Source organism: Ruegeria profundi (genome assembly GCF_049800715.1).
Lineage (GTDB): Bacteria > Pseudomonadota > Alphaproteobacteria > Rhodobacterales > Rhodobacteraceae > Ruegeria > Ruegeria profundi_A.
Genome location: NZ_JBNAFO010000010.1, coordinates 113,968 through 136,899 on the forward strand (window position 1 = coordinate 113,968; position 22,932 = coordinate 136,899).

Annotated in this window: 20 protein-coding genes; 12 read left to right on the top strand and 8 right to left on the bottom strand. The window is 59.6% G+C overall.

Annotated features, from left to right (window positions below; all coding sequences use genetic code 11):
- Window positions 1–126 precede the first annotated feature (126 nt).
- The 4 genes from ACP15L_RS16330 to ACP15L_RS16345 are packed head-to-tail and all read left to right on the top strand — an operon-like array spanning window position 127 to window position 5,484.
- Window positions 127–1,947: an ABC transporter ATP-binding protein gene (locus ACP15L_RS16330; protein ID WP_425084995.1), complete on the top strand. Its 1,821-nt coding sequence runs from the start codon at window positions 127–129 to the stop codon at window positions 1,945–1,947.
- A 5-nt stretch (window positions 1,948–1,952) separates the two neighbouring features.
- Window positions 1,953–3,119, top strand: a complete 1,167-nt coding sequence (argE, locus tag ACP15L_RS16335) for an acetylornithine deacetylase (RefSeq protein WP_425084996.1) — start codon at window positions 1,953–1,955, stop codon at window positions 3,117–3,119.
- Window positions 3,120–3,136: 17 nt separating this feature from the next.
- Entirely contained in the window at window positions 3,137–4,303 is a 1,167-nt protein-coding gene (locus ACP15L_RS16340; protein ID WP_425084997.1) for a M20 aminoacylase family protein, read from the top strand.
- Between the two features lie 17 nt (window positions 4,304–4,320).
- Window positions 4,321–5,484: a M20 aminoacylase family protein gene (locus ACP15L_RS16345; RefSeq protein WP_425084998.1), complete on the top strand. Its 1,164-nt coding sequence runs from the start codon at window positions 4,321–4,323 to the stop codon at window positions 5,482–5,484.
- A 42-nt stretch (window positions 5,485–5,526) separates the two neighbouring features.
- On the opposite strand, the gene ACP15L_RS16350 is transcribed toward ACP15L_RS16345, so the two are convergent.
- Both ACP15L_RS16350 and moaA read right to left on the bottom strand, forming a co-directional pair.
- On the bottom strand, window positions 5,527–6,849 hold the full coding sequence (locus tag ACP15L_RS16350) for a 3-deoxy-D-manno-octulosonic acid transferase (RefSeq protein ID WP_425084999.1): 1,323 nt from the start codon (window positions 6,847–6,849) through the stop codon (window positions 5,527–5,529).
- 1 nt (window position 6,850) lies between these two features.
- Complete coding sequence (gene moaA / locus ACP15L_RS16355) at window positions 6,851–7,858, bottom strand: GTP 3',8-cyclase MoaA (protein WP_425085000.1); 1,008 nt, start codon at window positions 7,856–7,858, stop codon at window positions 6,851–6,853.
- Between the two features lie 90 nt (window positions 7,859–7,948).
- Between moaA and ACP15L_RS16360 the strand changes: the two genes are divergently transcribed.
- Window positions 7,949–8,383: a hypothetical protein gene (locus ACP15L_RS16360; protein ID WP_425085001.1), complete on the top strand. Its 435-nt coding sequence runs from the start codon at window positions 7,949–7,951 to the stop codon at window positions 8,381–8,383.
- On the opposite strand, the gene ACP15L_RS16365 is transcribed toward ACP15L_RS16360, so the two are convergent.
- From ACP15L_RS16365 to glmU, 4 genes are read right to left on the bottom strand one after another with little or no spacing between them, the layout of a single operon-like run.
- Window positions 8,380–9,057 (bottom strand): DNA alkylation repair protein, encoded by a 678-nt coding sequence (locus ACP15L_RS16365; RefSeq protein WP_425085002.1) that lies wholly within the window; start codon window positions 9,055–9,057, stop codon window positions 8,380–8,382. The two genes, ACP15L_RS16360 and ACP15L_RS16365, sit on opposite strands and share 4 nt — an antisense overlap.
- A 3-nt stretch (window positions 9,058–9,060) precedes the next feature.
- Window positions 9,061–9,603: a pyridoxamine 5'-phosphate oxidase family protein gene (locus ACP15L_RS16370; protein WP_425085003.1), complete on the bottom strand. Its 543-nt coding sequence runs from the start codon at window positions 9,601–9,603 to the stop codon at window positions 9,061–9,063.
- Window positions 9,604–9,606: 3 nt separating this feature from the next.
- The gene (gene glmS / locus ACP15L_RS16375; protein WP_170691918.1) at window positions 9,607–11,430 is read right to left on the bottom strand and encodes a glutamine--fructose-6-phosphate transaminase (isomerizing); all 1,824 of its coding nucleotides are present in this window, start codon (window positions 11,428–11,430) and stop codon (window positions 9,607–9,609) included.
- A gap of 4 nt (window positions 11,431–11,434) precedes the next feature.
- A complete protein-coding gene (gene glmU, locus ACP15L_RS16380) occupies window positions 11,435–12,787 on the bottom strand; it encodes a bifunctional UDP-N-acetylglucosamine diphosphorylase/glucosamine-1-phosphate N-acetyltransferase GlmU (RefSeq protein ID WP_170691920.1) in 1,353 nt (450 codons plus the stop codon).
- Between the two features lie 134 nt (window positions 12,788–12,921).
- On the opposite strand from glmU, the gene ACP15L_RS16385 reads away from it, so the two are divergent.
- The 3 genes from ACP15L_RS16385 to ACP15L_RS16395 all read left to right on the top strand — a co-directional run bounded on the left by ACP15L_RS16385 (window position 12,922) and on the right by ACP15L_RS16395 (window position 16,160).
- Window positions 12,922–13,593 (top strand): HAD-IA family hydrolase, encoded by a 672-nt coding sequence (locus ACP15L_RS16385; protein WP_425085004.1) that lies wholly within the window; start codon window positions 12,922–12,924, stop codon window positions 13,591–13,593.
- A 39-nt stretch (window positions 13,594–13,632) separates the two neighbouring features.
- Entirely contained in the window at window positions 13,633–14,823 is a 1,191-nt protein-coding gene (locus tag ACP15L_RS16390) for a DegT/DnrJ/EryC1/StrS family aminotransferase (RefSeq protein ID WP_425085005.1), read from the top strand.
- Window positions 14,824–14,993: 170 nt separating this feature from the next.
- Window positions 14,994–16,160 carry an isovaleryl-CoA dehydrogenase gene (locus ACP15L_RS16395; RefSeq protein ID WP_425085006.1) on the top strand — a complete coding sequence of 389 codons (1,167 nt, stop codon included), beginning with the start codon at window positions 14,994–14,996 and terminating at the stop codon, window positions 16,158–16,160.
- A gap of 48 nt (window positions 16,161–16,208) precedes the next feature.
- Here ACP15L_RS16395 and ACP15L_RS16400 read toward each other — a convergent pair whose 3' ends face one another.
- Window positions 16,209–16,805 carry an OmpW/AlkL family protein gene (locus ACP15L_RS16400; protein ID WP_425085007.1) on the bottom strand — a complete coding sequence of 199 codons (597 nt, stop codon included), beginning with the start codon at window positions 16,803–16,805 and terminating at the stop codon, window positions 16,209–16,211.
- A 137-nt stretch (window positions 16,806–16,942) separates the two neighbouring features.
- On the opposite strand from ACP15L_RS16400, the gene ACP15L_RS16405 reads away from it, so the two are divergent.
- From ACP15L_RS16405 to ACP15L_RS16415, 3 genes are read left to right on the top strand one after another with little or no spacing between them, the layout of a single operon-like run.
- Window positions 16,943–18,469: an AMP-binding protein gene (locus tag ACP15L_RS16405; protein WP_425085008.1), complete on the top strand. Its 1,527-nt coding sequence runs from the start codon at window positions 16,943–16,945 to the stop codon at window positions 18,467–18,469.
- Window positions 18,466–18,942: a hypothetical protein gene (locus ACP15L_RS16410; protein WP_425085009.1), complete on the top strand. Its 477-nt coding sequence runs from the start codon at window positions 18,466–18,468 to the stop codon at window positions 18,940–18,942. The genes ACP15L_RS16405 and ACP15L_RS16410 overlap by 4 nt, the downstream gene beginning before the upstream one ends.
- Window positions 18,939–20,543, top strand: a complete 1,605-nt coding sequence (locus ACP15L_RS16415) for a carboxyl transferase domain-containing protein (RefSeq protein WP_425085010.1) — start codon at window positions 18,939–18,941, stop codon at window positions 20,541–20,543. Before ACP15L_RS16410 ends, ACP15L_RS16415 begins: the two co-directional genes overlap by 4 nt.
- Here ACP15L_RS16415 and ACP15L_RS16420 read toward each other — a convergent pair.
- A complete protein-coding gene (locus ACP15L_RS16420; protein ID WP_425085011.1) occupies window positions 20,533–20,844 on the bottom strand; it encodes a hypothetical protein in 312 nt (103 codons plus the stop codon). The genes ACP15L_RS16415 and ACP15L_RS16420 overlap by 11 nt on opposite strands.
- A 154-nt stretch (window positions 20,845–20,998) precedes the next feature.
- On the opposite strand from ACP15L_RS16420, the gene ACP15L_RS16425 reads away from it, so the two are divergent.
- Window positions 20,999–22,927: an acetyl/propionyl/methylcrotonyl-CoA carboxylase subunit alpha gene (locus ACP15L_RS16425; protein WP_425085012.1), complete on the top strand. Its 1,929-nt coding sequence runs from the start codon at window positions 20,999–21,001 to the stop codon at window positions 22,925–22,927.
- Window positions 22,928–22,932 lie beyond the last annotated feature (5 nt).

Here is a 22,932-nt window from a genome sequence, read left to right on the forward strand (position 1 = left end):
AACAGAACTTAGGAAAATTGCAAGCCTTGCCGTCACGAAATCGTGCATTGCGTTTGACTTTTCCTGGCTCACCGCCTTAGCGTTCGGCATCCATAAAAACAAAACGACCCAAAAGGGAGCGCGCGCGTGCTGGATCAACCAATTGCCCAGATCAAAAAACTGAGGGTAGAGTTTCAGACGAAAGACGGCCCGGTCGTCGGCGTTGAGGACGTCTCGTTCGAGGTGAATCCGGGTGAAACAGTTTGTATTGTTGGCGAATCGGGCTCGGGCAAATCGGTTTCCTCGCTGTCTCTGATGCGCCTTGTCGAGTTCGGCGGAGGCGAAATCGCCGGTGGCGAGCTGCTGTTTGACCGCCGCGACGGGGCCGAGATGGACCTGGCCGATGCCGATCAGGATCTGATGAAACAGATTCGCGGCAACGAGATCGGAATGATCTTTCAGGAGCCGATGACCGCCTTGAACCCGGTTTTTACCGTTGGTCGGCAACTGACCGAAGGGCTGCGCATTCACAAGGACATGTCCAAGACGCAGGCCGAAGAACGCGCGTTGGAGCTGCTGCGCCAGGTGCGAATCCCCGAACCCGAGCGCCGGTTGAAGCAGTATCCGCACGAGCTTTCAGGGGGCATGCGCCAGCGCGTGGTGATCGCAATGGCGATGGCATGCGAGCCGCGTCTGCTGATCGCGGATGAGCCGACGACTGCGTTGGATGTGACCATTCAGGCTGAGATTCTGGCCCTGATGGACCGCTTGAAACGGGAAACGGGCACCGCGGTGATGTTCATTACCCATGACATGGCCGTTGTGGCACAGATGGCCGACCGCGTTGTAGTCATGTTCCGTGGCAACAAGGTCGAAGAGGGCCCGGTCACCGAAATTTTCGAAAATCCACAACATGACTACACCAAGGCCCTTCTGGCTGCGGTACCGAAACTGGGTGAGATGCAGGGGAAGGCCGCGCCGGAACCGATGAAGCTGCTTGGTGTTGAAGGGCAGAACATCGCTCCGATTCCCGGCACGGAAGAAACACTACTGACGGTCAAGAACCTGACCACGCGCTTCCCGGTCAAAGGCGGTCTGCTGCGCCGTACGATCTCAAACGTTCATGCTGTTGAGGATGTCTCGTTCACGCTGAACAAAGGGCAGACGCTCAGCCTCGTGGGTGAATCGGGCTGTGGCAAATCCTCGGCCGGGCGCTCGATCCTTAGATTGGTCGAGCCGATGGCGGGTGAGGTCAATCTGGACGGCGTCGATATCATGAAGCTGGACCAATCCGGTTTGCGCAAGGCGCGGCTGGATATGCAGATGATCTTTCAGGACCCGTTTGCCTCGCTCAATCCGCAGATGCAGTTGGTCGACCAAGTCGCCGAACCGATGCGTAACTACGGCGTGGCTTCGGGTTCGGAACTGCAAGATCGCGTTGCGCAGCTGTTCGACAAGGTGCAATTGCCGCGCAGCTTCATGCGCCGTTTCCCACATGAGATGTCCGGCGGTCAGCGCCAGCGTATTGCAATCGCCCGCGCGTTGGCCTTGAACCCAAAACTGATCATTGCGGATGAGGCCGTATCAGCGCTGGACGTGTCGGTGCAGGCGCAGGTGCTGAACTTGATGATGGAGCTGCAATCCGAGCTGAGCCTGTCTTACCTGTTCATCAGTCACGATATGGCCGTCGTGGAGCGGGTCAGCCACCATGTGGGTGTGATGTATCTGGGCCGGATTGTCGAACTTGGGCCGCGCGCGCGGGTGTTCGAGAACCCGCAGCACCCCTATACACAGGCGCTGATGAAGGCGGTTCCAATCGCGGATCCGAACAAGCGGAAATCGGAAAAAGACTTGAATTTCAAGCCGATCCCGTCGCCCATTCATCCAATCGGATACGCGCCAGAACCGTCGAAATACAACGAGGTTGAGCCGGGCCATTTCATCCTGACCACGGATAGCGGGTACTAAGAAATATGCCACAGCGTCTGACGCCGCTTGAGATCATGACCAAACTGATCTCATTCCCGACCGTAAGCCGTGACACAAACTTGCCGCTGGTGGACTGGGTCGAAGGTTACCTGAACGAACACGGTATCGAAGCCCATCGCTGGCCGGATCCGGATCAGCCGCACAAGGCGGCGATTTTTGCGCATGCCGGCCCGTGGGAAGAGGGGGGCGTTGTCCTCTCGGGTCACACTGATGTCGTTCCGGTGGACGGACAGCCCTGGGACACGGATCCGTTCACTGTCACTGAGAAGGACGGCAAGTATTACGGACGCGGCACCTGCGACATGAAGGGCTTTGACGCGCTGGCGATCTGGGCGTTGGTCGAAGCGCGCAATGCAGGCCTCAAGCGTCCTTTGCAACTGGCACTGAGCTTCGATGAAGAGGTTGGTTGCACGGGCGCTCCGCCAATGATCGAGGCGATGAACAAAGTGCTGCCCAAAGGCTCGGCCGTGATCGTGGGCGAGCCGTCGACAATGCAGGCTGTCACCGGCCACAAGGGCGGTTTTGGCTACGATACGCATATGGTCGGGTTCGAGGTTCATAGCTCGATCATGCACACAGGCGTGAATGCCATCATGGAGGCCGCGCCACTGATCAATTGGGCGAACGAACAGAACGCCCGCAATAAGGCGGCCACGCCTAGCGAAACGGCAGCGGTGTTCGATCCGCCCTGGACCACGGTCCATGTGGGAATGATCGAAGGCGGCACCGCGCATAATATCACCGCCAAGGATTGCCACTTCATGCTGGATTTCCGCACGGTGCCGGATGAAAGCAAAGCCGCGTGGCGCGATGCCTATTTAGAACAGGTGCGCGCCGTTGAAGCGCGGATGCAGGCGGTACACCCCGAAGCGCGGATCGAAATCTCTGAGAATTTCTCGATCCCCGGTCTGGTCCCCGAAAAGGATGGTGAGGCCGAAGCTTTGGTACGCGCCCTTACCGGTGACAACGCAAGCCATGTGGTCAGCTATGGCACCGAGGCCGGGCAGTTTCAGGAAGCAGGTTACTCAGCGGTCATCTGCGGCCCCGGTGACATTGCGCAGGCACATCAACCGAACGAGTTCATCTCGGTCGCGCAGTTCGAAGCGGGCCATGCATTCATGCAGCGGCTGGTCGAGAAACTGTCTACCTGATCCCGAGGAGGTCCAAAATGCCGGTGAAAAACAGACTTGCCGAAATGCAGGCAGAGATCACCAAGTGGCGCCGCCATCTGCACGCTCATCCCGAACTGATGTATGACGTTCACGAGACCGCCGGTTTTGTTGTTGAACGGTTGAAGGCCTTCGGTGTCGATGAAATCACCGAGGGCGTCGGCAAGACAGGTGTTGTGGCTGTAATCAAGGGCCGCTCGGACACTAAGGGTCGGGCGATCGGATTGCGGGCAGATATGGACGCCCTGCCGATCGAAGAGGCAACGGGTCTGGACTATGCCTCGACCGTTCCGGGTAAGATGCATGCTTGTGGGCATGACGGGCACACCTCGATGCTGCTTGGGGCTGCGCAGTATCTGGCCGAGACGCGGAATTTCGATGGCACCGCCGTGCTGATCTTTCAACCGGCCGAGGAGGGCGGCGCCGGAGGTCTCGCTATGTGTCAGGACGGGTTGATGGAGCGCTGGGGCATTCAGGAAGTCTACGGCATGCACAACATGCCCGGCCTGCCGGTTGGTGAATTTGCGATCCGGCCCGGAGCCCTGCTAGCCTCGTCGGATGAGTTCGAGATTACCGTCACCGGCAAGGGTGGCCACGCGGCAGCCCCGCATGAGGCGGTGGATACAACGCTTGTCGCCTCACATATTGTTGTGTCTTTGCAATCCGTTGTGTCCCGCACTGTCGATCCGATCAAACGAGTTGTTCTGACGGTGGGTACGTTCGAGACGGACAGCGTGGCCTCAAACGTGATTGCGCATACGGTCCGTCTGAAAGGCACGGTACGAACGCTTGACCCCGAGTACCGCGCGATCGCGGAACAGCGTGTTCGCCGAATTGCAGAAGATACAGCCTCGGCCTTTGACGCGTCCGCGAAGGTAGAATGGACGCCTGGCTATCCGGTGACGGTAAACTCCGAGGCCGAGACTAGCTATGCCGCTGAGGCCGCCGCAGCCGTGGCCGGAAAGGTGAATGACGGCACAGATCCGATCATGCCGTCGGAAGATTTCGCCTACATGCTTGAAGAACGGCCCGGAGCCTACATCTTTCTAGGTAACGGAGACACTGCCATGTGTCACCACCCGGAATACAATTTCGATGATGATGCCATACCTGCCGGTTGTAGCTGGTTTGCTGAGATGGTCGAACGCCGGATGCCGGCCGAATGATTTAGGAGAGACAAGATATGCCAGTTAAAAACCGCTTTGCGGAATTGCAGGACGAGATCACCACATGGCGACGCGACCTGCACGAAAACCCCGAAATCCTCTTTGAAACCCACCGCACCAGCGCTCTGGTGGCCGAAAAGCTGAAAGAGTTCGGCTGCGATGAGGTTGTCACCGGTATTGGCCGCACCGGCGTTGTCGGTGTGATCAAGGGCAAGTCGGACAGCAAAGGCAAGGTGATCGGTCTGCGTGCGGATATGGACGCTCTGCCGATCCTTGAGGCGACGGGGCTGGACTATGCCTCGAAAACTCCGGGGGCAATGCACGCTTGCGGTCATGATGGTCATACCGCGATGCTGCTTGGGGCGGCGAAGTACCTGTCGGAAACCCGCAATTTCGACGGGACCGTCGTGGTGATCTTCCAGCCCGCCGAAGAAGGTGGTGGCGGTGGTCGCGAGATGTGTGAAGACGGCATGATGGACCGCTGGAACATTCAGGAGGTCTATGGGATGCACAACTGGCCGGGCAAACCGGTTGGCAGCTTCTTGATCCGTCCAGGGTCGTTCTTTGCAGCGACCGACCAGTTTGACATCACGTTTGAAGGACGCGGCGGCCATGCGGCGAAACCGCAGGAGACGGTCGATACCACCGTGATGACGGCGCAGGCGGTGCTAGCGCTGCAGACGATTGCCTCGCGCAATGCGGATCCGGTTGATCAGGTGGTTGTGTCGGTCACCTCGTTCGAGACCTCGTCGAAGGCCTTCAACGTGATCCCGCAATCAGTTCAGATCAAAGGCACGGTGCGCACCATGAGCAAGGAGATGCGTGATCTGGCCGAGAAGCGGATCAACGAGATCTGCAACGGCGTAGCGGCGACCTTTGGTGGCACAGCGGACGTCACCTATATTCGAGGCTATCCGGTCATGGTGAACAGCGACGAGCAGACCGAGTTTGCGGCTGACGTCGCGCGGTCGGTATCTGGTGCTTGCGAAGAGGCCCCTCTGGTTATGGGCGGCGAGGATTTTGCCTTTATGTTGGAGGAACGTCCTGGGGCCTATATTCTGGTGGGCAATGGCGACACGGCCATGGTTCATCACCCCGAGTACAATTTCAACGATGAGGCCATTCCAGCCGGATGCAGCTGGTGGGCCGAGATTGTCGAACAGCGGATGCCTGCGGCCTGATGGAGAGGGCGGGGGCTCTGCCCCCACACCCCCGGGATATTTTCAGCCAGATGAAGAAGGATCCTTCGACTCAAGGTTGAGTGTGGTGCAGAGCGTTTCGATCACGTTTTGCAACGCGTCTTTTTGAGTTGTGACGCAGGCGCGGGCGGAGGTGCGGGCTTGGGTCAGGGCTGCGGCGTTGGACAGCCAGGTTTTGACGGCTTTCTCAAGGTCTTTGGCGGTTTCAACCTGAACGGCTCCGCCGGTTTCGATCAGGGGTGCGAAAGTTTCGGCAAAATTGAAGTAGCCCGGACCGGTGAGGACGGCAGCCCCGGCTTGAGCGGGTTCGAACGGGTTGTGGCCGCCGATCTCTCTCAAAGACCCGCCGAGAAAGACAATCGGGCAAAGCGCATACCATGTGCCGGTCTCGCCAAGGGTATCGGCCACGTAGACTTGTGTCTCATTGGTGATCGACTCGGTTTTGGTTCGGAAGACCGATGTGAGTTTGGCCTTGGTCAGGAGGGTCGCGACCTCCTCACGCCGTTCCGGGTGCCGCGGTATCAGCAGCAACAGCAAGTCCGGGTACTGCTTCAGCAGAGCTTTGTGGGCGGCCAGAACCGCTTCCTCTTCGCCTGCATGGGTCGAGCTGGCGATCCAGACGGGTCGATCGCCGATCTGTCTTTGGACATCCGCCAGCGTGGTTTGATCCACCGGTAATGGGTCGGACATCGCTTTGAGGTTGGTGCCGGGTTGGACGCGCTGTGGGTCCGCTCCGATGGCGATAAGGTTTTTGGCCGTTTTATCGTTCTGCGTCAGAAATAGCGCGAAGCGGTCCAGAATAAAGCGCGCAGTTTCTGGGCGCTTTTGCCACCCCGCCACGGACTTGTCGGACAAGCGTGCATTCAGAAGACACAGAGGTGTCCCGCGATTCGCCGTCTCGACGATCAGGCGGGGCCAGATTTCGCTTTCTACGAATATGGCGGCATCTGGTGCCCAGTGGTCCAGAAACCGCTGCACAGGTCCGGCGCTGTCCAAGGGTGGAAACTGATGTCTGGTGCGAAGGGGCAGTCGCTTGGCAATCAGCGCGGCTGAGGTGGGCGTGCCGGAGGTGATCAGGAACTCGGTTTGCGGCAGGCGCTCGCCAAGCCGGTGGATTAGGCTGAGCACCGAGAGGCTTTCGCCGACGCTGGCGGCGTGAAACCAGATCAATTGTCCCGCGGGGCGGTCGAGGCTGGCATAGCCTAGTCGCTCCTGCTGGCGCTGGTTCGAGACCTCGGCCGCCTGCAGCTTTTTGCGCACGGTCCGCCAGGCCAAAGGTTGCACGAGAGAGGTGACGCCGCAGTACAGCTTGTACAGCAGCGTCGGACGAACGTCAGAGCCGGGCATGTCAGCCGCCTGTGTGGCTCATGTGGCGGCTCATCTGGCCATCGACGGCCTGACGGGAATAGTCGAAGTCATGGCCTTTGGGCTTGAGGTTGATCGCAGCGCGGATCGCCTCTTCCAACGGTTTTTCCGTGTCCGGGTGATCGCGCAACGGCGCGCGCAGGTCGGCCATGTCCTCCTGGCCCAGGCACATGTAAAGCTCACCGGTGCAGGTAAGGCGCACGCGGTTGCAGCTTTCGCAGAAATTATGGGAAAGCGGGGTGATAAAGCCGATCTTCTGGCCAGTTTCCTCAAGCCGGACATAACGCGCAGGCCCTCCGGAGCGTTCGGCAAGATCGGTCACGCTGTAGTGGTTTTCGTATTCCTTGCGCACATCTTTCAGCGACCAGTACTGGTCCAACCGGTCCTCATTGCCGATGTCGCCCATCGGCATTACCTCGATCCAGGTCAAGTCCATGTCGCGTTCGGCGCACCATTCGGTGATCTGGGGCAATTCGGGTTCGTTGAAGCCCTTCAGAGCCACCGCGTTGATCTTGACCCGCAGGCCCGCCTTTTGCGCGGCATCAATCCCGTTCAGAACCTGTTTCAGACGCCCCCATCGCGTAACGGCTGCGAATTTTTCCTCATCCAGCGTGTCCAGCGAGATATTCACCCGCCGCACACCCGCCGCGTAGAGATCATCGGCAAAACGCGCGAGCTGCGAGCCATTGGTTGTCAGCGTTAGCTCTTTCAGCGCGCCGCTTTCCAGATGACGGGTCATGGAGTTGAAGAACGTCATGATATTGCGACGCACGAGCGGCTCACCCCCGGTGATGCGCAGTTTCTCAACACCCATATTCACGAAGGTGGAACACATGCGGTCCAGCTCTTCCAGCGTCAGCAGGTCTTTCTTGGGCAGAAAGGTCATGTTCTCGGACATGCAGTAGACGCAGCGAAAGTCGCAGCGGTCGGTTACCGAGACGCGCAGATACGTGATGGCACGGGCGAAAGGATCAATAAGCGGAGCAGTCATGCGGTATAGGTAAAGCTGGAACAGGCCCACGACAAGAGTGAACTGTGCTTTGGTCTGGTACAGCTGCCTGAGCGGTAGTAGGTTCGGAGTATGAGAGAACTGCTTGTGATATCCTGCGTTTTGCTGGTCGGGTGCGATACCGTGCGTTCGACGACGGATCGTTTGTTAGGGCGCGATGAGGCTGCGGCGGAGGTAACGCCTGCTGCTGTAGAGACCGCACCTGCTGAGGCGGAAAGCTCAGCCTATATCCAGCCTGCAACTGCGACGGCGAATTGGACCGGCGCTAAGACCACTATTGCCGGGTTGGGCGATCCGTCAACTCCGGGCCGCTGGATGCAGACGCCTTTGGTCGATTCCGAGGTGACCGCGCGGGTGGTTGTGCCGAAAACCGGGGCGCAGGCCTATATCACGCTGGTTCCGGCCTCGGGGCCCGAGACGGGTGGCAGCCGTTTGTCACTAGATGCCATGCGGGCGTTGCTGGTGCCGTTTGATCAGTTGGTCGAGGTCGAGGTCTACGCCAACTAACCCTTCAGGTATTTTCCGGCCTCGCGCCGGGCAAAGGGTTTCATCGCGTCGCCATGCGCGTCCAGAAAAGCCACGACCCGTTCGGGATCATGTTTGGAGAGTTCCCGTAGCCACCACGCTATGGATTTCTGGATGAACCAGTTCCGATCGGGCACATAGCCCGCGGCCCACCTGAGGATTCGATCTCGGCGCGCCAGATCTTCTGGTTTGGGGTGGTTCTGCTTGGTCCAAGGAAGCGTTGAGACCAGAGCAGCGCGGCGGGTCCACATGTGGTCTGATCCCGTCCATGTTTCGGCCTGATCCAGCCGCGCGGGATCGAAACTCAGGCGTTTCTGGATGGCGGTACAGGCGTGGTCGGCGATGGCCCATGCGTCGAAATCGGGCACCCAGCTTTGCAACAATGCCCAGACATCCTCATCTGGGCGAAGCCGCGCTTGTGTCAGCAGTTTCGAGGCTGCGAGGCGCGCCTCGTGGATGTTGGTCTGCCAGAGCGCATCCGCAACTGTGACGCGCTCAGCAACTGACAATTCCTTGCGCCAGGCTTTGGTCAGATCGTTGAGAACCGGGACCGCAACGCCCAGATAGGGACGCTCGGCCTTGTGATAGGCCGCGACGTGTTCCGCGCGCTCGGCATCGGCATGGGCTTTGATCTGATCCAGATAGGGGGCAAGCATGGTCTAGACCGGAACGCCGGTGGGCTTGCCGTCAATCGTCTGCTGGTTCTTCGCGACCCAATAGGCGCGGATATCGTCGTCTGATTTGCCGTCGACCCATTTTTGCATCGTGTCGCGATCCGACTGGAACTCCATGAACGGAACCGCATAGCCGCAGGAGGTCTGCACCAGATCAATACTGAGGTCATAGATCTGTCGCGCGCTGCGGTGGTTGGGGAATTGACCTGCCAGTTCGTCCCAACCGTCATCCCCCGCATGCAGGGTGCGTGCGGTGCCATAGGTGCGCAGGATCAGCGGGCGCGTGGTGAAGGAACACCACATCAGGGTCATGCGGTTGACCTCAAGCACATGCCCGGCGGTTTCATTGCCGCTGCCGGTCAGGTTCATCCATGCAATCCGGTTTGGCCCCAGAACACGCAGTGAATCCATGCCCTTGGGTGAGATATTGACCCGCCCCTCAACCCCGGCGCTGCCCACGAAAAACATGTGCTGTTCGGTGATGAATTTCTGATGAGCCTCGTCCAGATGGGGGAATTGCTTGGCCATGCCTTACTCCACAGTCACAGATTTCGCGAGGTTGCGTGGCTGATCCACATCTGTCCCCTTGGCGACAGCCGTGTGATAGGCCAACAACTGCGCGGGAACCGAGTAGAGGATCGGGGTCAGATTCGTGTGGATGTGGGGCATGCGGATTGTGCTCCAGACATCATCGCCTGCCTCAACGATGCCGTCATCGTCCGACACTAGGATGACCTTGCCCTTGCGTGCCATCACCTCTTGCATGTTCGAGACAGTCTTGTCGAAAACGGCATCGCGCGGGGCCATGACCACCACGGGCATATGCTTGTCGATCAACGCGATGGGGCCGTGTTTCAATTCACCCGACGCGTAACCTTCGGCATGGATGTAGCTGATTTCCTTCAGTTTCAGCGCGCCTTCCATCGCAAGCGGATACATCAGGCCACGGCCCAAGAACAGCACGTCGCGGGCTTCGGACAGGCGCTGGGCGGACTTGCGGATGGCACGGTTCTGATCCAAGGCGGCGTTCAGGACCGAAGGCAAGCCGCGCAGGGCAGCGGCGTGATCGGCCAATTCTTCATCGCTCAGGGTTCCACGATCTGCCGCAGCTTTCAGCGCCAGCATCAGCAGCACGCTCAGCTGGCAAGTGAAGGCCTTGGTCGAGGCTACGCCGATTTCAACCCCCGCATGGATGGGCAGGGCGATATCGCTTTCCCGCGCAATCGAGCTTTCGGGAACATTGACGACCGAAACGATCTTGTCGGCCTTACCCTCGCAATAGCGCAGCGCGGCCAGCGTATCGGCGGTTTCGCCCGACTGGCTAACAAACAAGGCCAGCGTGCGGTCAGTGATCGGAGGTTCGCGATAGCGGAATTCGCTGGCGATATCGACCTCGACCGGCATTTTCGCCAGCTGCTCGAACCAGTACTTCGCCGTCAGGCAGGCATAAAAGGCCGTGCCGCAGGCGACCATGGTCAGGCGATCCAGCTTGGTGAAATCCAGATCGGTCTCGGGTAGAACCACGCGGTCTCCGCCGGTGGGCAGGTATGAGCGGATCGCCTCGGCCACGACCACCGGTTGCTCGGCGATTTCCTTGGCCATGAAGTGCTTGTGTTCGCCCTTGTCGGCACGGGCCGTATCCAGCTTGATCTTACGCATTTCGCGATTGGCCAGTTCACCGGCTTCGGTGCGAATTTCCAGCGAGGTGCGGGTCAGGACAGCGCGGTCGCCTTCCTCAAGATAGGTGATCTTGTTGGTCAGCGGAGCAAGAGCAATCGCGTCAGAACCCACATACATCTCGCCTTCTCCATGGCCGATCGCCAGCGGAGAACCCTTGCGCGCGGCCACGATCAGGTCGTCTTGACCGTCGAACAGAAAGGCCAACGCAAATGCACCTTCCAGCTGGTCGATAGTCTTGAAGGCCGCTTCAACAGGGGACAGACCGGTATTCAGGTAGTGTGCGGCCATCAGGGCCACGGTTTCGGTGTCGGTCTCGGTCACGAAATCCACGCCGTGTTCGGCCAGTTCGGCGCGTAGCTCGCGGTAGTTTTCGACAATGCCGTTATGGACAACGGCGACTGGCCCGGCTTTGTGCGGATGCGCGTTGGTGACCGAGGGCGCGCCGTGCGTGGCCCAGCGGGTGTGCCCGATCCCGGATTTGCCGGGCAAAGGATCGTGGACCAGAAGGTCGCTCAAGTTCACCAGCTTGCCAACGGCCCGACGGCGTCCCAAAGCGCCATCGTTGACGGTCGCAATCCCTGCGCTGTCATAGCCGCGATATTCCAGCCGTTTCAGGGCTTCAACCAAAATGGGGGCAGCCTCATGCTGTCCCAATACACCTACAATTCCACACATAAACTCAGGCCTCTTTATCGCGGCGAGCCTTTTTCGCCTTTAACATATCAAACAATTTGCGCGCATAGCCGGGCTTATTTTCCTGTTTGGCGCGCGCGACGGCCAGCGCCTCGGCTTCCACGTCTTTGGTTACGACCGTTCCCGTTGCCGTCATTGCGCCATCACCTACGGTCACCGGAGCCACCAGCATTGTATTGGACCCAATAAAGACACCCTCACCAATCGTGGTCTTGTGCTTCATCACGCCGTCATAGTTGCAGGTGATCGTGCCTGCCCCGATATTCGAACCCGCCCCAACCGAGGCATCCCCGATATAGCTGAGGTGATTGACCTTGGCGCCCTCGGCGATCTCGGCATTCTTGATCTCGACGAAATTGCCGATGCGCGCGTTTTCCGCCAATTCCGCGCCGGGGCGCAGGCGGGCATACGGGCCGATGATGGCCTCTCGGCTGACATGGCAGCCCTCCAGATGCGAAAACGCCCGGATCGTTGCGCCGCTTTCGACGGTCACGCCGGGACCGAAGACCACATTTGGTTCGATCACCGTATCGCGCCCGATCACCGTATCGGCGGCAAGGTAGACCGTTTCCGGGGCCATCAGTGTGACCCCCAAATCCAGCAACTCGGCCCGCGCCTGCGCCTGAAACACCCCATCCGCTGCGGCCAGATCTGCGCGAGAGTTCACACCTAGCGTCTGCGCCTCATCGCAGGCGACCGCTGTCACGCTTAGATCGCGGGAGCGGGCGATTTCGACCACATCCGTCAGGTAGTATTCGCCCGAGGCGTTGTCGTTGCTGACCGCATCAATAAGGGACATCAAGGTTTCCGCATTGCAGGCCAACAGACCCGAGTTGCAGAAGGTGATCGCGCGTTCTTCATCTGATGCGTCCTTGAACTCGACGATCCGCTCCAACGTGTCGCCATTCATCACTAGGCGGCCATAACGGGCCGGGTCGGCGGCTGCAAAACCGAGAATCACCAGATCATTCTGCACGCGCGCTTCAATCATCCGCTCGAGCGTGTCGGCTTGAAGGAACGGCGTATCACCGTAGAGAACCACGACATCGCCATCGAACCCTTCCAGCGCATCGCGGGCCTGTGCGACGGCATGAGCGGTGCCCAGTTGCTCCTCTTGCACCGCGATCTGCGCGGTCTCATCCTCGGCCTGTGCGATCTTGGCGACGGCCTCGGCCCCGTGGCCTGTGACGATCACGGTGCGCTCGGGCGACAGTACGGAACCGGCGCGCATGGCGTGAACCAGCATCGGAACCTGAGCGATCGGGTGCAGGACTTTGGGGATGTCCGAATTCATCCTGGTGCCTTTCCCGGCGGCAAGGATGACAAGGGCAGTGGTCATGAAATCGTTTTCTCTTTGTGTTTTGTTGCCGTCCGTTTTATCCGCTGAGGGCAAAGGCGCAAGCCGTTCGGCCATCAAACTAGATTGCCGATTGCAACAGGACATGGCGGAAACCTGCCGAGCAAGGAGGCGCAATGCGCACGGTCATCTTCGATCTGGACGGCACTTTGGCGGATACATCGGGCGATTTGCTGGCCGCTGCAAACCATTGTTTTCGCGAGATGGGGCATGGGGATGTTCTGGTTCACGGGCAGGATGCGGGCATCGCCGTACGTGGCGGGCGTATGATGCTGACGCACGGATTGAAGCGCGTCGGGGCCTATGATGAAGGCACAGTCAACGCGTATTATCCGGTTTTGCTTGAGGCCTACGCTCAGGACATCGACACGCACACGCAGTTCTACCCCGGTGCTTTGGAGGCGGTCGAGGCCCTGAAAACCGCAGGTTATGGCGTTGGGATATGCACCAACAAGCCTGAACGTCTGGCGCATCAATTGCTCAGCCAGATGGGGGTGCTGGATCACTTCGCCTCGTTGGTCGGGGCAGACACACTACCGGTGCGTAAACCTGACCCCGAGCCTCTGCGCGAGGCCGCGCGGCGTGCCGGTGGGCATCCGGACCTGTGCGTTCTGATCGGAGATTCCGATACCGACCGCAACACCGCGAAAGCGGCCGGGGTGCCTTCGGTTCTGGTTACTTTCGGTCCCTCAGGTGACGATATGGCCGCTTTGGAGCCCGAGGCGCTGCTGCATCATTTCAACGATCTGCCCGATCTTGTGGCCGAGTTGATCGGTGCGGCGGCTTGATCCCTTGACCCGGACCGGTTGGAGCCCCAGAACTAGGCCATGACTGAGACATTCACTGGCAGCTTCACCCAGCAAGAACCCATCCCAAACGAGGCGGTCGAGGCCGCTCTGGCCGTTCTCCGGCACGGGCGTCTGCATCGCTACAACGTGGTGCCTGGAGAATTGGGCGAGACCGCGCTGCTGGAGCAGGAATTCGCGGCCCAGATGGGGGCAAAATATTGCCTTGCCGTATCGTCGGGTGGCTATGCTTTGGCGACCGCATTGCGGGCCGTAGGTGTGCAGCCCGGCGAGCCGGTGCTGACCAACGCGTTTACTCTGGCCCCTGTGCCGGGGGCAATTGCTTCGGTCGGGGCCAAGCCGGTTTTTGTCGGTGTGACCGAAAACCTGACCATTGATTTGGAGGATCTGGAGGCCAAGCTGGATCAGGCGCGGGTTCTGATGCTCAGCCATATGCGTGGCCATCTGTGCGACATGGATCGGTTGATGCAGCTCTGCGATGCGGCGGGCGTTGTCGTGATCGAGGATTGCGCCCATACGATGGGGGCCGCTTGGCGCGGGCAGCTCTCGGGCCGGCAAGGGGCTATCGGGTGTTATTCGTGCCAGACCTATAAGCATGTGAACTCGGGCGAGGGTGGTCTGCTGGTTACCGATGATGATGAACTTGCGGCCAAAGCCACAATGCTGTCGGGGTCCTACATGCTCTACGAGCGGCATCTGGCTGCGCCGGGGCCAGAGGTGTTTGAGCGGATCAAGTACACCACGCCGAACGTTTCGGGCCGTATGGATAATTTGCGTGCGGCGATTTTGCGCCCTCAGCTACGGGATCTGGATCGGCAGGTTGGCCGCTGGAACGAACGCTATCAGGCCATTGAAGACGGTCTGCGGGGAACGCCCGGCCTGACGATGGTCGAGCGTCCCGAGGCAGAGACTTACGTGGGGTCGTCAATCCAGTTCCTACTGCTCGACTGGCTGCCGGAGCGGATTGCCGAGGTGATCAGTCGCTGCGCCGGCCGTGGAGTGGAGTTGAAATGGTTCGGCGGCGCCGAGCCAACCGGGTTTACCTCACGCTATGACAGTTGGCGCTATGCCGAGAGTGAGCGGATGCCTGCCTCGGACCGGGTTCTGGCGGGGATAATGGATATGCGCGTACCGCTGACCTTTTCGCTGGAAGACTGCCAGCTGATCGCCCGCATCATCCGGGCTGAGGTCGGAGCCGTCTACCAATCGTGATCCAATTGAGTGCGCCCGCAGCGCACGCTTGATTTTTCAGAATACGCCGCCCCGGTTCGGGCGGCGTTTTGCGTATTGGAACCGGCGTGCCCGGAATGATTGACCCGCCGCAGATTCGCTGGTATCCACTTATTGAACACTTGTTCATTAATGCTGAGAGGAGAGCGTCAATGTTCATGGCGAGTATGCAATTCGATCTGGGCGAGGACGTGAATGCGCTGCGCGAGATGGTGCATCGTTGGGCGCAGGAGAGGGTCAAGCCGATGGCGGCTGACGTCGATGCGTCGAACGCGTTCCCCAATGAGCTATGGACCGAGATGGGCGCGCTTGGCCTTTTGGGCGTGACCGTGCCCGAGGAATATGGTGGCGCTGGCATGTCTTATCTTGCGCACACCATCGCTATTGAGGAGATCGCGCGGGCCTCGGCCTCGGTCTCGCTATCCTATGGTGCGCATTCCAACCTCTGCGTGAACCAGATCAAACTGAACGGCACGGAAGAGCAAAAGCAGAAATACCTGCCGCGCCTGATCTCGGGCGAGCACGTGGGCGCGCTGGCGATGTCCGAACCCTCGGCTGGATCGGATGTGGTTTCGATGAAGCTGCGCGCTGAGAAGCGCAATGATCATTACCGCCTGAACGGGAACAAGTATTGGATCACCAATGGGCCGGACGCGGATACTCTGGTCGTCTATGCCAAAACCGACCCGGATGCGGGATCGAAAGGGATCACCGCGTTTCTGATCGAGAAGGAGATGACGGGATTCTCGACCTCACCCCATTTCGACAAGCTTGGGATGCGTGGGTCCAACACCGCAGAACTGATCTTTGAAGACGTAGAAGTACCGTTTGAGAATGTTCTGGGCGAAGAGGGCAAGGGTGTTGCCGTTCTGATGTCCGGGCTCGACTACGAACGTGTCGTGCTGGCCGGTATCGGAACCGGCATCATGGCCGCCTGTCTGGATGAAATCATGCCCTATCTGGCTGAACGCAAGCAGTTTGGCAAACCCATCGGCATGTTCCAACTGATGCAGGGCAAGATCGCAGATATGTACACTGCGATGAACTCGGCCCGTGCTTACGTGTATGAGGTCGCCAAGGCGTGTGACCGTGGGGATGTGACTCGTCAAGACGCGGCTGCGTGCTGTCTCTATGCCTCTGAGGCGGCGATGACGCAGGCGCATCAGGCCGTTCAGGCGATGGGTGGGGCGGGGTTCTTGTCGGACGCTCCGGTCAGCCGGATCTTCCGGGATGCCAAGCTGATGGAGATCGGGGCCGGGACCAGCGAAATCCGCCGCATGCTAATCGGTCGCGAATTGATGGGCGAAATGCTGGGGTAAGAAATCGCCCCGCAGCCGAGGGAACTGCGGGGCGTTTCGATCAAAGGATCAGAAGCGATGGACGTAGGATACGCCGACCAGCCAAGGATCGATATCCGCGGTACCGATATCGGCACCGTTCAGTTTGACGTCCGAGTCGATATCGAACCAACGCACGTTCAAACGGACAGCGCCAGCGTCGGAGACCATATAGTCCAGACCGGCCTGCAGCGAAACACCGAACGAATTGTCGATTTCAAGACCGTCCAGACTTTCGTCAAAGAAGATGGTGTAGTTCAGACCTGCACCAACATAGGGCTTCCACGCACTGTTGGTCGGGAAGTGGTAGTTAAGCGACAAGGTGGGCGGAAGGTGCTTGACCGAGGATGTCTCGACGCCATTCAGCGAGATGTTGTGCTTGAACGGCGTCGCGGCCAGCAGTTCGATACCCAGATTGTCACGGACGAAATACTCGGCGGTGAATATCGGGCGGGTGTCGGCGTCAATGGTTGCGTCCGCGCCAGCCAGCGTTCCGTTGTCAGATTTAGGGTCCAGGTAGCCGACACCGAAACCAACGGTCCAGTCACCTTGCGATTGGGCGAGTGCGGGGCCAGCCAGCGCGACCAGCGCAGTGGAGAGTGTCAAAGCGGCGAGTTTATTGGTCATTGTTCTGCCTTTGGTTCAGTTGATGAACGCTGTTTTGCACGGGCGCTGCCTGCGCTCTCTGATCTGAGTCAAATTCGCGAGAGCGCACCCGCCAAGTGTGACATAGCTGAAATCCCTGAAAATAAAGGAAAATTTTGATGTCAGGCGATCTGCGCATACCGGGTTTGCGCTCGGCTGGTGGCTGGGATGTCCCCGATAGGCTGAACATGGCGCACCAGTGCCTGAACCATCCGCCCGAACAGGTCGCCTTGGTCGATCTGACAAAGGGCGATGAGCGGCCGGTAACTTACGGTCAACTGCACGAGATGGCCGATGGGCTTGCGCGGGCGCTCTTGCCCAAGGTCCAGACCGGTGACCGGGTTGGTGTTTTGCTTAGCCAGTCGCCGTGGTGTGCGGCGGCGCATCTGGCGATCTGGAAGATCGGTGCGATCTCGGTGCCTCTGTTCAAGCTTTTCAAACAAGACGCGCTGCGCTCCCGCGTAGCGGATGCCGGGGCAGGGATCGTTCTGACAGATGCCGAGGGCGCGGTGCTGCTGGGTGATCTGGCCGAGCCGATAGTCGCCGCCGAGTTTGTCCAACGCGGCCCAGAGTTGCCCTTTGCGAATACCGGCCCCGAAGACCCCGCCGTGCTGATCTATACTTCGGGCACAACCGGCAGCCCTAAGGGTGCTCTGCACGGGCACCGCGTGCTGACCGGCCATCTGCCCGGCGTTTCGATTAGCCATAATCACCTGCGCGCGGGGGATTGCCTATGGACCCCGGCGGATTGGGCCTGGATCGGAGGGCTGTTCGATGTCCTGATGCCGGGCCTGGCGCTGGGCATTCCCGTGGTGGCCTCACGGCTGGAAAAATTCACCCCCGAAGCCTGCGCCGACGTAATCGCGCGCGGCAACGTGCGCAATGTGTTCTTCCCTCCGACCGCGCTGCGGATGCTGAAAGCGGCGGATCAGAGCATCCCCGGCCTGCGTTCGGTCGCATCTGGGGGTGAGCCTCTGGGCGCCGAGATGCTGGCGTGGGGGCAACAGGCCTTTGGACTGACGATCAACGAGTTCTATGGCCAAACCGAATGCAATATGGTCGTCTCGTCCTGTGCCGAGGATTTTCCGGTGCGCCCCGGCTGCATCGGCAAGCCGGTACCGGGCCATGAGGTCGCGGTGATCGATGAGGACGGCACGCCCACGAGGGACGAGGGCGATGTGGCCATCCGGCGCGGTTCGGCCTCGATGTTGCTGGAATACTGGAACCGACCCGAGGCGACGGCCGAGAAGTTCCGGGGCGATTGGCTGATCACCGGAGACCGAGGCGTTTGGGAGGGCGACTATCTGCGCTTCGTCGGTCGCGATGATGACGTGATCACCTCATCCGGATACCGCATCGGCCCGGCTGAGATCGAGGATTGTTTGCTGACGCACCCGGCTGTGGCAACGGTCGGCGTGGTCGGCAAGCCCGACCCGCTGCGGACCGAGATCGTGAAGGCCTATGTGGTGTTGAAACCTGGGGCTGAGGCCTCAGGACCGGAGTTACAGGACTGGGTCAAGGACCGGCTAGCGCAGTATTCCTATCCGCGTGAGGTGGCGTTTCTGGACGAGTTGCCGATGACGGTGACGGGGAAGGTGATCCGCAAGGAATTGAAGGCGCGGGCTGCTGGGGAGGTCCCACTATGAAAAACTTGGCCTGCGCACTTTCCTTAGTTTTGTCTAGCGTTTGCACTGCGCATGCAGAAAGTACGGACAAACCGATTAGTGTTTTGAAATGGTTCAACGGGTGTGCACATTTAAGTCAACCCGAGAACGGTATGACGATGGACACCAATTGTGTGAGCACTGCAGTCGAATACTGCACAATCGGACGCGTTGAAGAAGATCGAGTTCAATGTTTGGTAGAGCTTTCTGAACATGTCGGTGGAATCTGGAAAGAGATAGAATCCAATTTGCCGGAAAGCATTGGAGGGTCCGGCTGGGTAGCTCGAAACTATGAACGTAAGTACCTCCGGTTAGTCCAAGAGGAGTTCGATGTTTGCGATGCATCTCCTAGAGAAGAAATTCCCTCGGATACGTGGTGCAAGATGTATTTGAATGCAGGAGGTTGGGTGGAGTGGCGGCACCTGCAAAGACTAGCCGATGAGGTAGCCAAATGAAACTAACGTCCAAAGCCATGTCCGCCTCTGAGGGCTTCAAAGCAAATCGCGTAGCCCATCTCGACGCGCTGGCGCAGATTTCCTCAGCTGCCGAAGCAGCCCGTATGGGAGGCGGAGAGAAATCTCGCGCGCGGCACGTCTCTCGGGGCAAGATGCTGCCTCGACGTAGGGTGGCGAACCTGCTCGATCCAGGGTCTCCGTTTCTAGAGATCGGCGCGACGGCGGCGCATGGAATGTATGGCGATGCCGCGCCTTGTGCCGGGGTGATCGCGGGCATTGGCCGAGTACAGGGGCGCGAGGTCATGGTGGTGTGCAACGACGCCACCGTGAAGGGCGGCACATACTATCCGATGACCGTCAAAAAACATCTCCGCGCGCAGGAGATTGCCGAGGAAAACCATCTACCCTGCATTTATCTGGTCGATAGCGGCGGCGCGAACCTGCCCAATCAGGATGAGGTTTTCCCTGACCGCGACCACTTTGGCCGTATCTTCTATAACCAAGCGCGGATGAGCGCGAAGGGGATTGCTCAGATTGCTGTGGTGATGGGCTCTTGTACGGCGGGTGGGGCCTATGTGCCCGCAATGTCGGACGTGACCATCATTGTGAAAGAACAAGGTACGATCTTCCTGGCCGGGCCGCCTCTGGTGAAAGCGGCGACCGGCGAGGTTGTGAGTTCCGAAGATCTGGGCGGCGGCGATGTCCATACCCGCCTGTCCGGCGTGGCGGACTATCTGGCCGAGGATGACGCCCACGCGCTGGCTTTGGCACGTCGGGCTGTCGGCTCGTTGAACCTGCGTAAACCGCAGACGGTAGATTGGGCCACCCCGGAAGACCCAGCTTATGACCCCGAGGAGATCCTCGGCGTTGTTCCGGCTGATCTGCGCATGCCCTATGACATCCGAGAAGTGATCGCGCGTCTGGTCGATGGCTCTCGGTTCGATGAATTCAAGCCACGCTTTGGCGAGACACTGGTGACTGGCTTTGCCCATGTCAAAGGCTGCCCGGTGGGCATCATCGCCAATAATGGTGTGTTGTTTTCCGAAGCTGCACAGAAGGGGGCGCATTTTGTTGAGCTGTGTTCTCAACGTCGCATCCCGCTGGTGTTCCTGCAGAATATCACCGGCTTTATGGTCGGTCGCAAATACGAGAACGAAGGCATCGCGCGGCATGGGGCCAAGATGGTGACGGCGGTGGCGACAACCTCGGTGCCGAAGATCACGATGCTTGTCGGAGGGTCTTTCGGAGCCGGAAACTATGGCATGGCCGGTCGGGCATATCAGCCGCGGTTCCTATGGACCTGGCCGAACTCACGGATTTCGGTGATGGGCGGAGAGCAGGCGGCAGGCGTTCTGGCCACTGTCAAACGCGACGGGATCGAACGGCAGGGCGGGACCTGGTCGGCCGAGGAGGAGGCCGAATTCAAACGCCCGACTTTGGATATGTTCGAGGAGCAGTCTCATCCGCTCTATGCCTCGGCTCGGTTGTGGGATGACGGCATCATCGACCCACGCAAATCGCGCGATGTACTATCCCTGTCTCTGAGTGCCGCCTTGAACGCCCCGATCGAGGAAACACGTTTCGGCGTGTTCAGGATGTGATTTCCCAATGGACACACATTTCACGAAATTGAACGAGGATTGGAACGCTGATCCGAATGCGCCGATGCCGGTAGCTGCAAGAGCAGGTGGCGATCTCTGGTTGCGGTTTTGCCCAAATGAGTGGTTGAACCCGTCGCATCTGGCGCGAGGGCATCTGTTTATCCGGTTTGTTGATTGCCAGCGATTTCGTTTCACTTCGATCAATGATCACGGGTGGTTCGGTGGGCAGTGCCGCTTCAGTAAAGTGGCGCCAGCTTGGGGAGAGTTTTACGCGGTGGAGGGCGATTTTAGGGAAGGTCAAGACGAGACACCTTGGACTATAGTGTCGGCTAGGTCTGACCCTGCGAGAAACTTTCTGTTCTATTTCCGCGATGAAGCTTTCGAATGCACTGCGTCCTCTTGGAGCCTAAGCACCGAATGCTCGTCTGGTTCTATCTTCGAAGAGGCGGTTTGTCATGCTCAGTAAAATCCTAATCGCAAACCGAGGCGAGATTGCCTGTCGCGTTATCGAAACCGCTCAGAAAATGGGTGTGTCCTGTGTTGCTGTCTATTCGGATGCGGATGCCACGGCGAAGCATGTGCAGATGGCAGATGAGGCGGTGAATATCGGCGGGGCCGCTCCGGCTGAAAGCTATCTAAAGGGAGATGTGATCATCCAGGCGGCACTCGAGACCGGGGCGCAGGCGATCCATCCTGGCTATGGGTTTCTGTCCGAGAACCCCGATTTTGTGGGTGCAGTTGACGCCGCAGGGCTAACCTTTATCGGACCGTCGGCGGATGCGATCCGTAAGATGGGTCTCAAGGATGCGGCCAAGGCTTTGATGGAGGACGCGGGCGTTCCCGTTGTGCCCGGATATCACGGTGAAAATCAGGACCCCGCTCATCTGGCCGAGGCAGCCGCAGCCATTGGCTATCCCGTGCTGATCAAGGCGGTTGCAGGTGGCGGCGGCAAAGGTATGCGGTTGGTTGAGACTCCCGAGGCGTTCTCGGACGCTCTGGACAGCGCGCGCGGTGAGGCAAAGACCGCCTTTGGCAATGACGCGGTTCTGGTCGAGAAATTTGTCGCCAAACCTCGGCATATCGAGGTTCAAGTTTTCGGCGACGGCACCCATGCGGTGCATCTGTTTGAACGGGACTGCTCGCTGCAACGGCGACATCAGAAGGTGATTGAAGAGGCGCCGGCCCCCGGTATGACGGCTGAGATGCGCGAGGCGATGGGGCAGGCCGGTGTTCGTGCGGCAGAGGCGATTGGCTACAAAGGGGCCGGGACGGTTGAGTTCATTGTCGACGCGTCCGAAGGGCTGCGGCCGGATCGCTTCTGGTTCATGGAGATGAACACGCGCCTGCAGGTTGAACATCCTGTGACCGAGGCGATTACGGGCGTTGATCTGGTCGAATGGCAGTTGCGCGTTGCAGCGGGTGAAAGCTTGCCGAGGCAGCAGAATGACCTGTCGATCAATGGTCACGCGTTTGAGGCACGGCTGTACGCCGAGGATGTGCCCAAGGGCTTTTTGCCAGCAACGGGAACTCTGACCCATCTGCGGTTTCCGCTTGAGTGCCGCGCGGATAGTGGCGTGCGGGCGGGGGATACGATCAGCCCCTGGTATGATCCGATGATCGCCAAGGTCGTCGTGCATGGTCCGACCCGCGCGGTCGCGCTGGAAAGCCTGCATCGGGCCCTGCGTCAAACCGAGGTTGCCGGGACGGTGACCAATCTGGCCTTTCTTGGCGCTCTGACTCGCCATGGTGGGTTTGCCTCGGGCGATGTCGATACGGGTCTGATCGGGCGTGACCTCGAGGATCTTGTGCAGGCGGCGGACGCGAGCAATGCCTCGGTGGTGGCCGCGGCGATGACAGCGCTGGGGCTAACAGAGACCACGTCAGAGACAGGCTTCACCCTGTGGGGGCCGTTGCACCGGGCCGTGCAGCTGATGCGCGACGGTGAGGTTCTTGATCTGGATGTTCAGGTCGAAAGCCCGCACCGGCAGGTCTGGACCGTGAATGGCACGCAGGTGATTGCGCAGCGCAATGGGGGGTGGGTCATTGATGGACAGCGCATGCCCCATGTTGCCGTCGCTGGGCCTCAGATCACAGTGTTTGAAGGCTATGGGCAGGCGTTTGAAATCGTCGACTCCTTGGATCGCGATGCCAGCGCTGCAGGAGATACCAACGTGATCGAGGCGCCGATGCCAGGTCTGGTCAAGGCCGTCTTTGCCTTGGCAGGGCAGGCGGTGAAAGAGGGTGACCGGCTGGCGATTCTGGAAGCCATGAAGATGGAGCATTCTCTGCTCGCGGCGCGCGACGGCGTGGTGGCCGAGGTGTTGGCTGACGCTGGTGCGCAGGTCGAGGCTGGTGCGGCACTGGTTCGTTTGGCTGAGGATTGATCTGT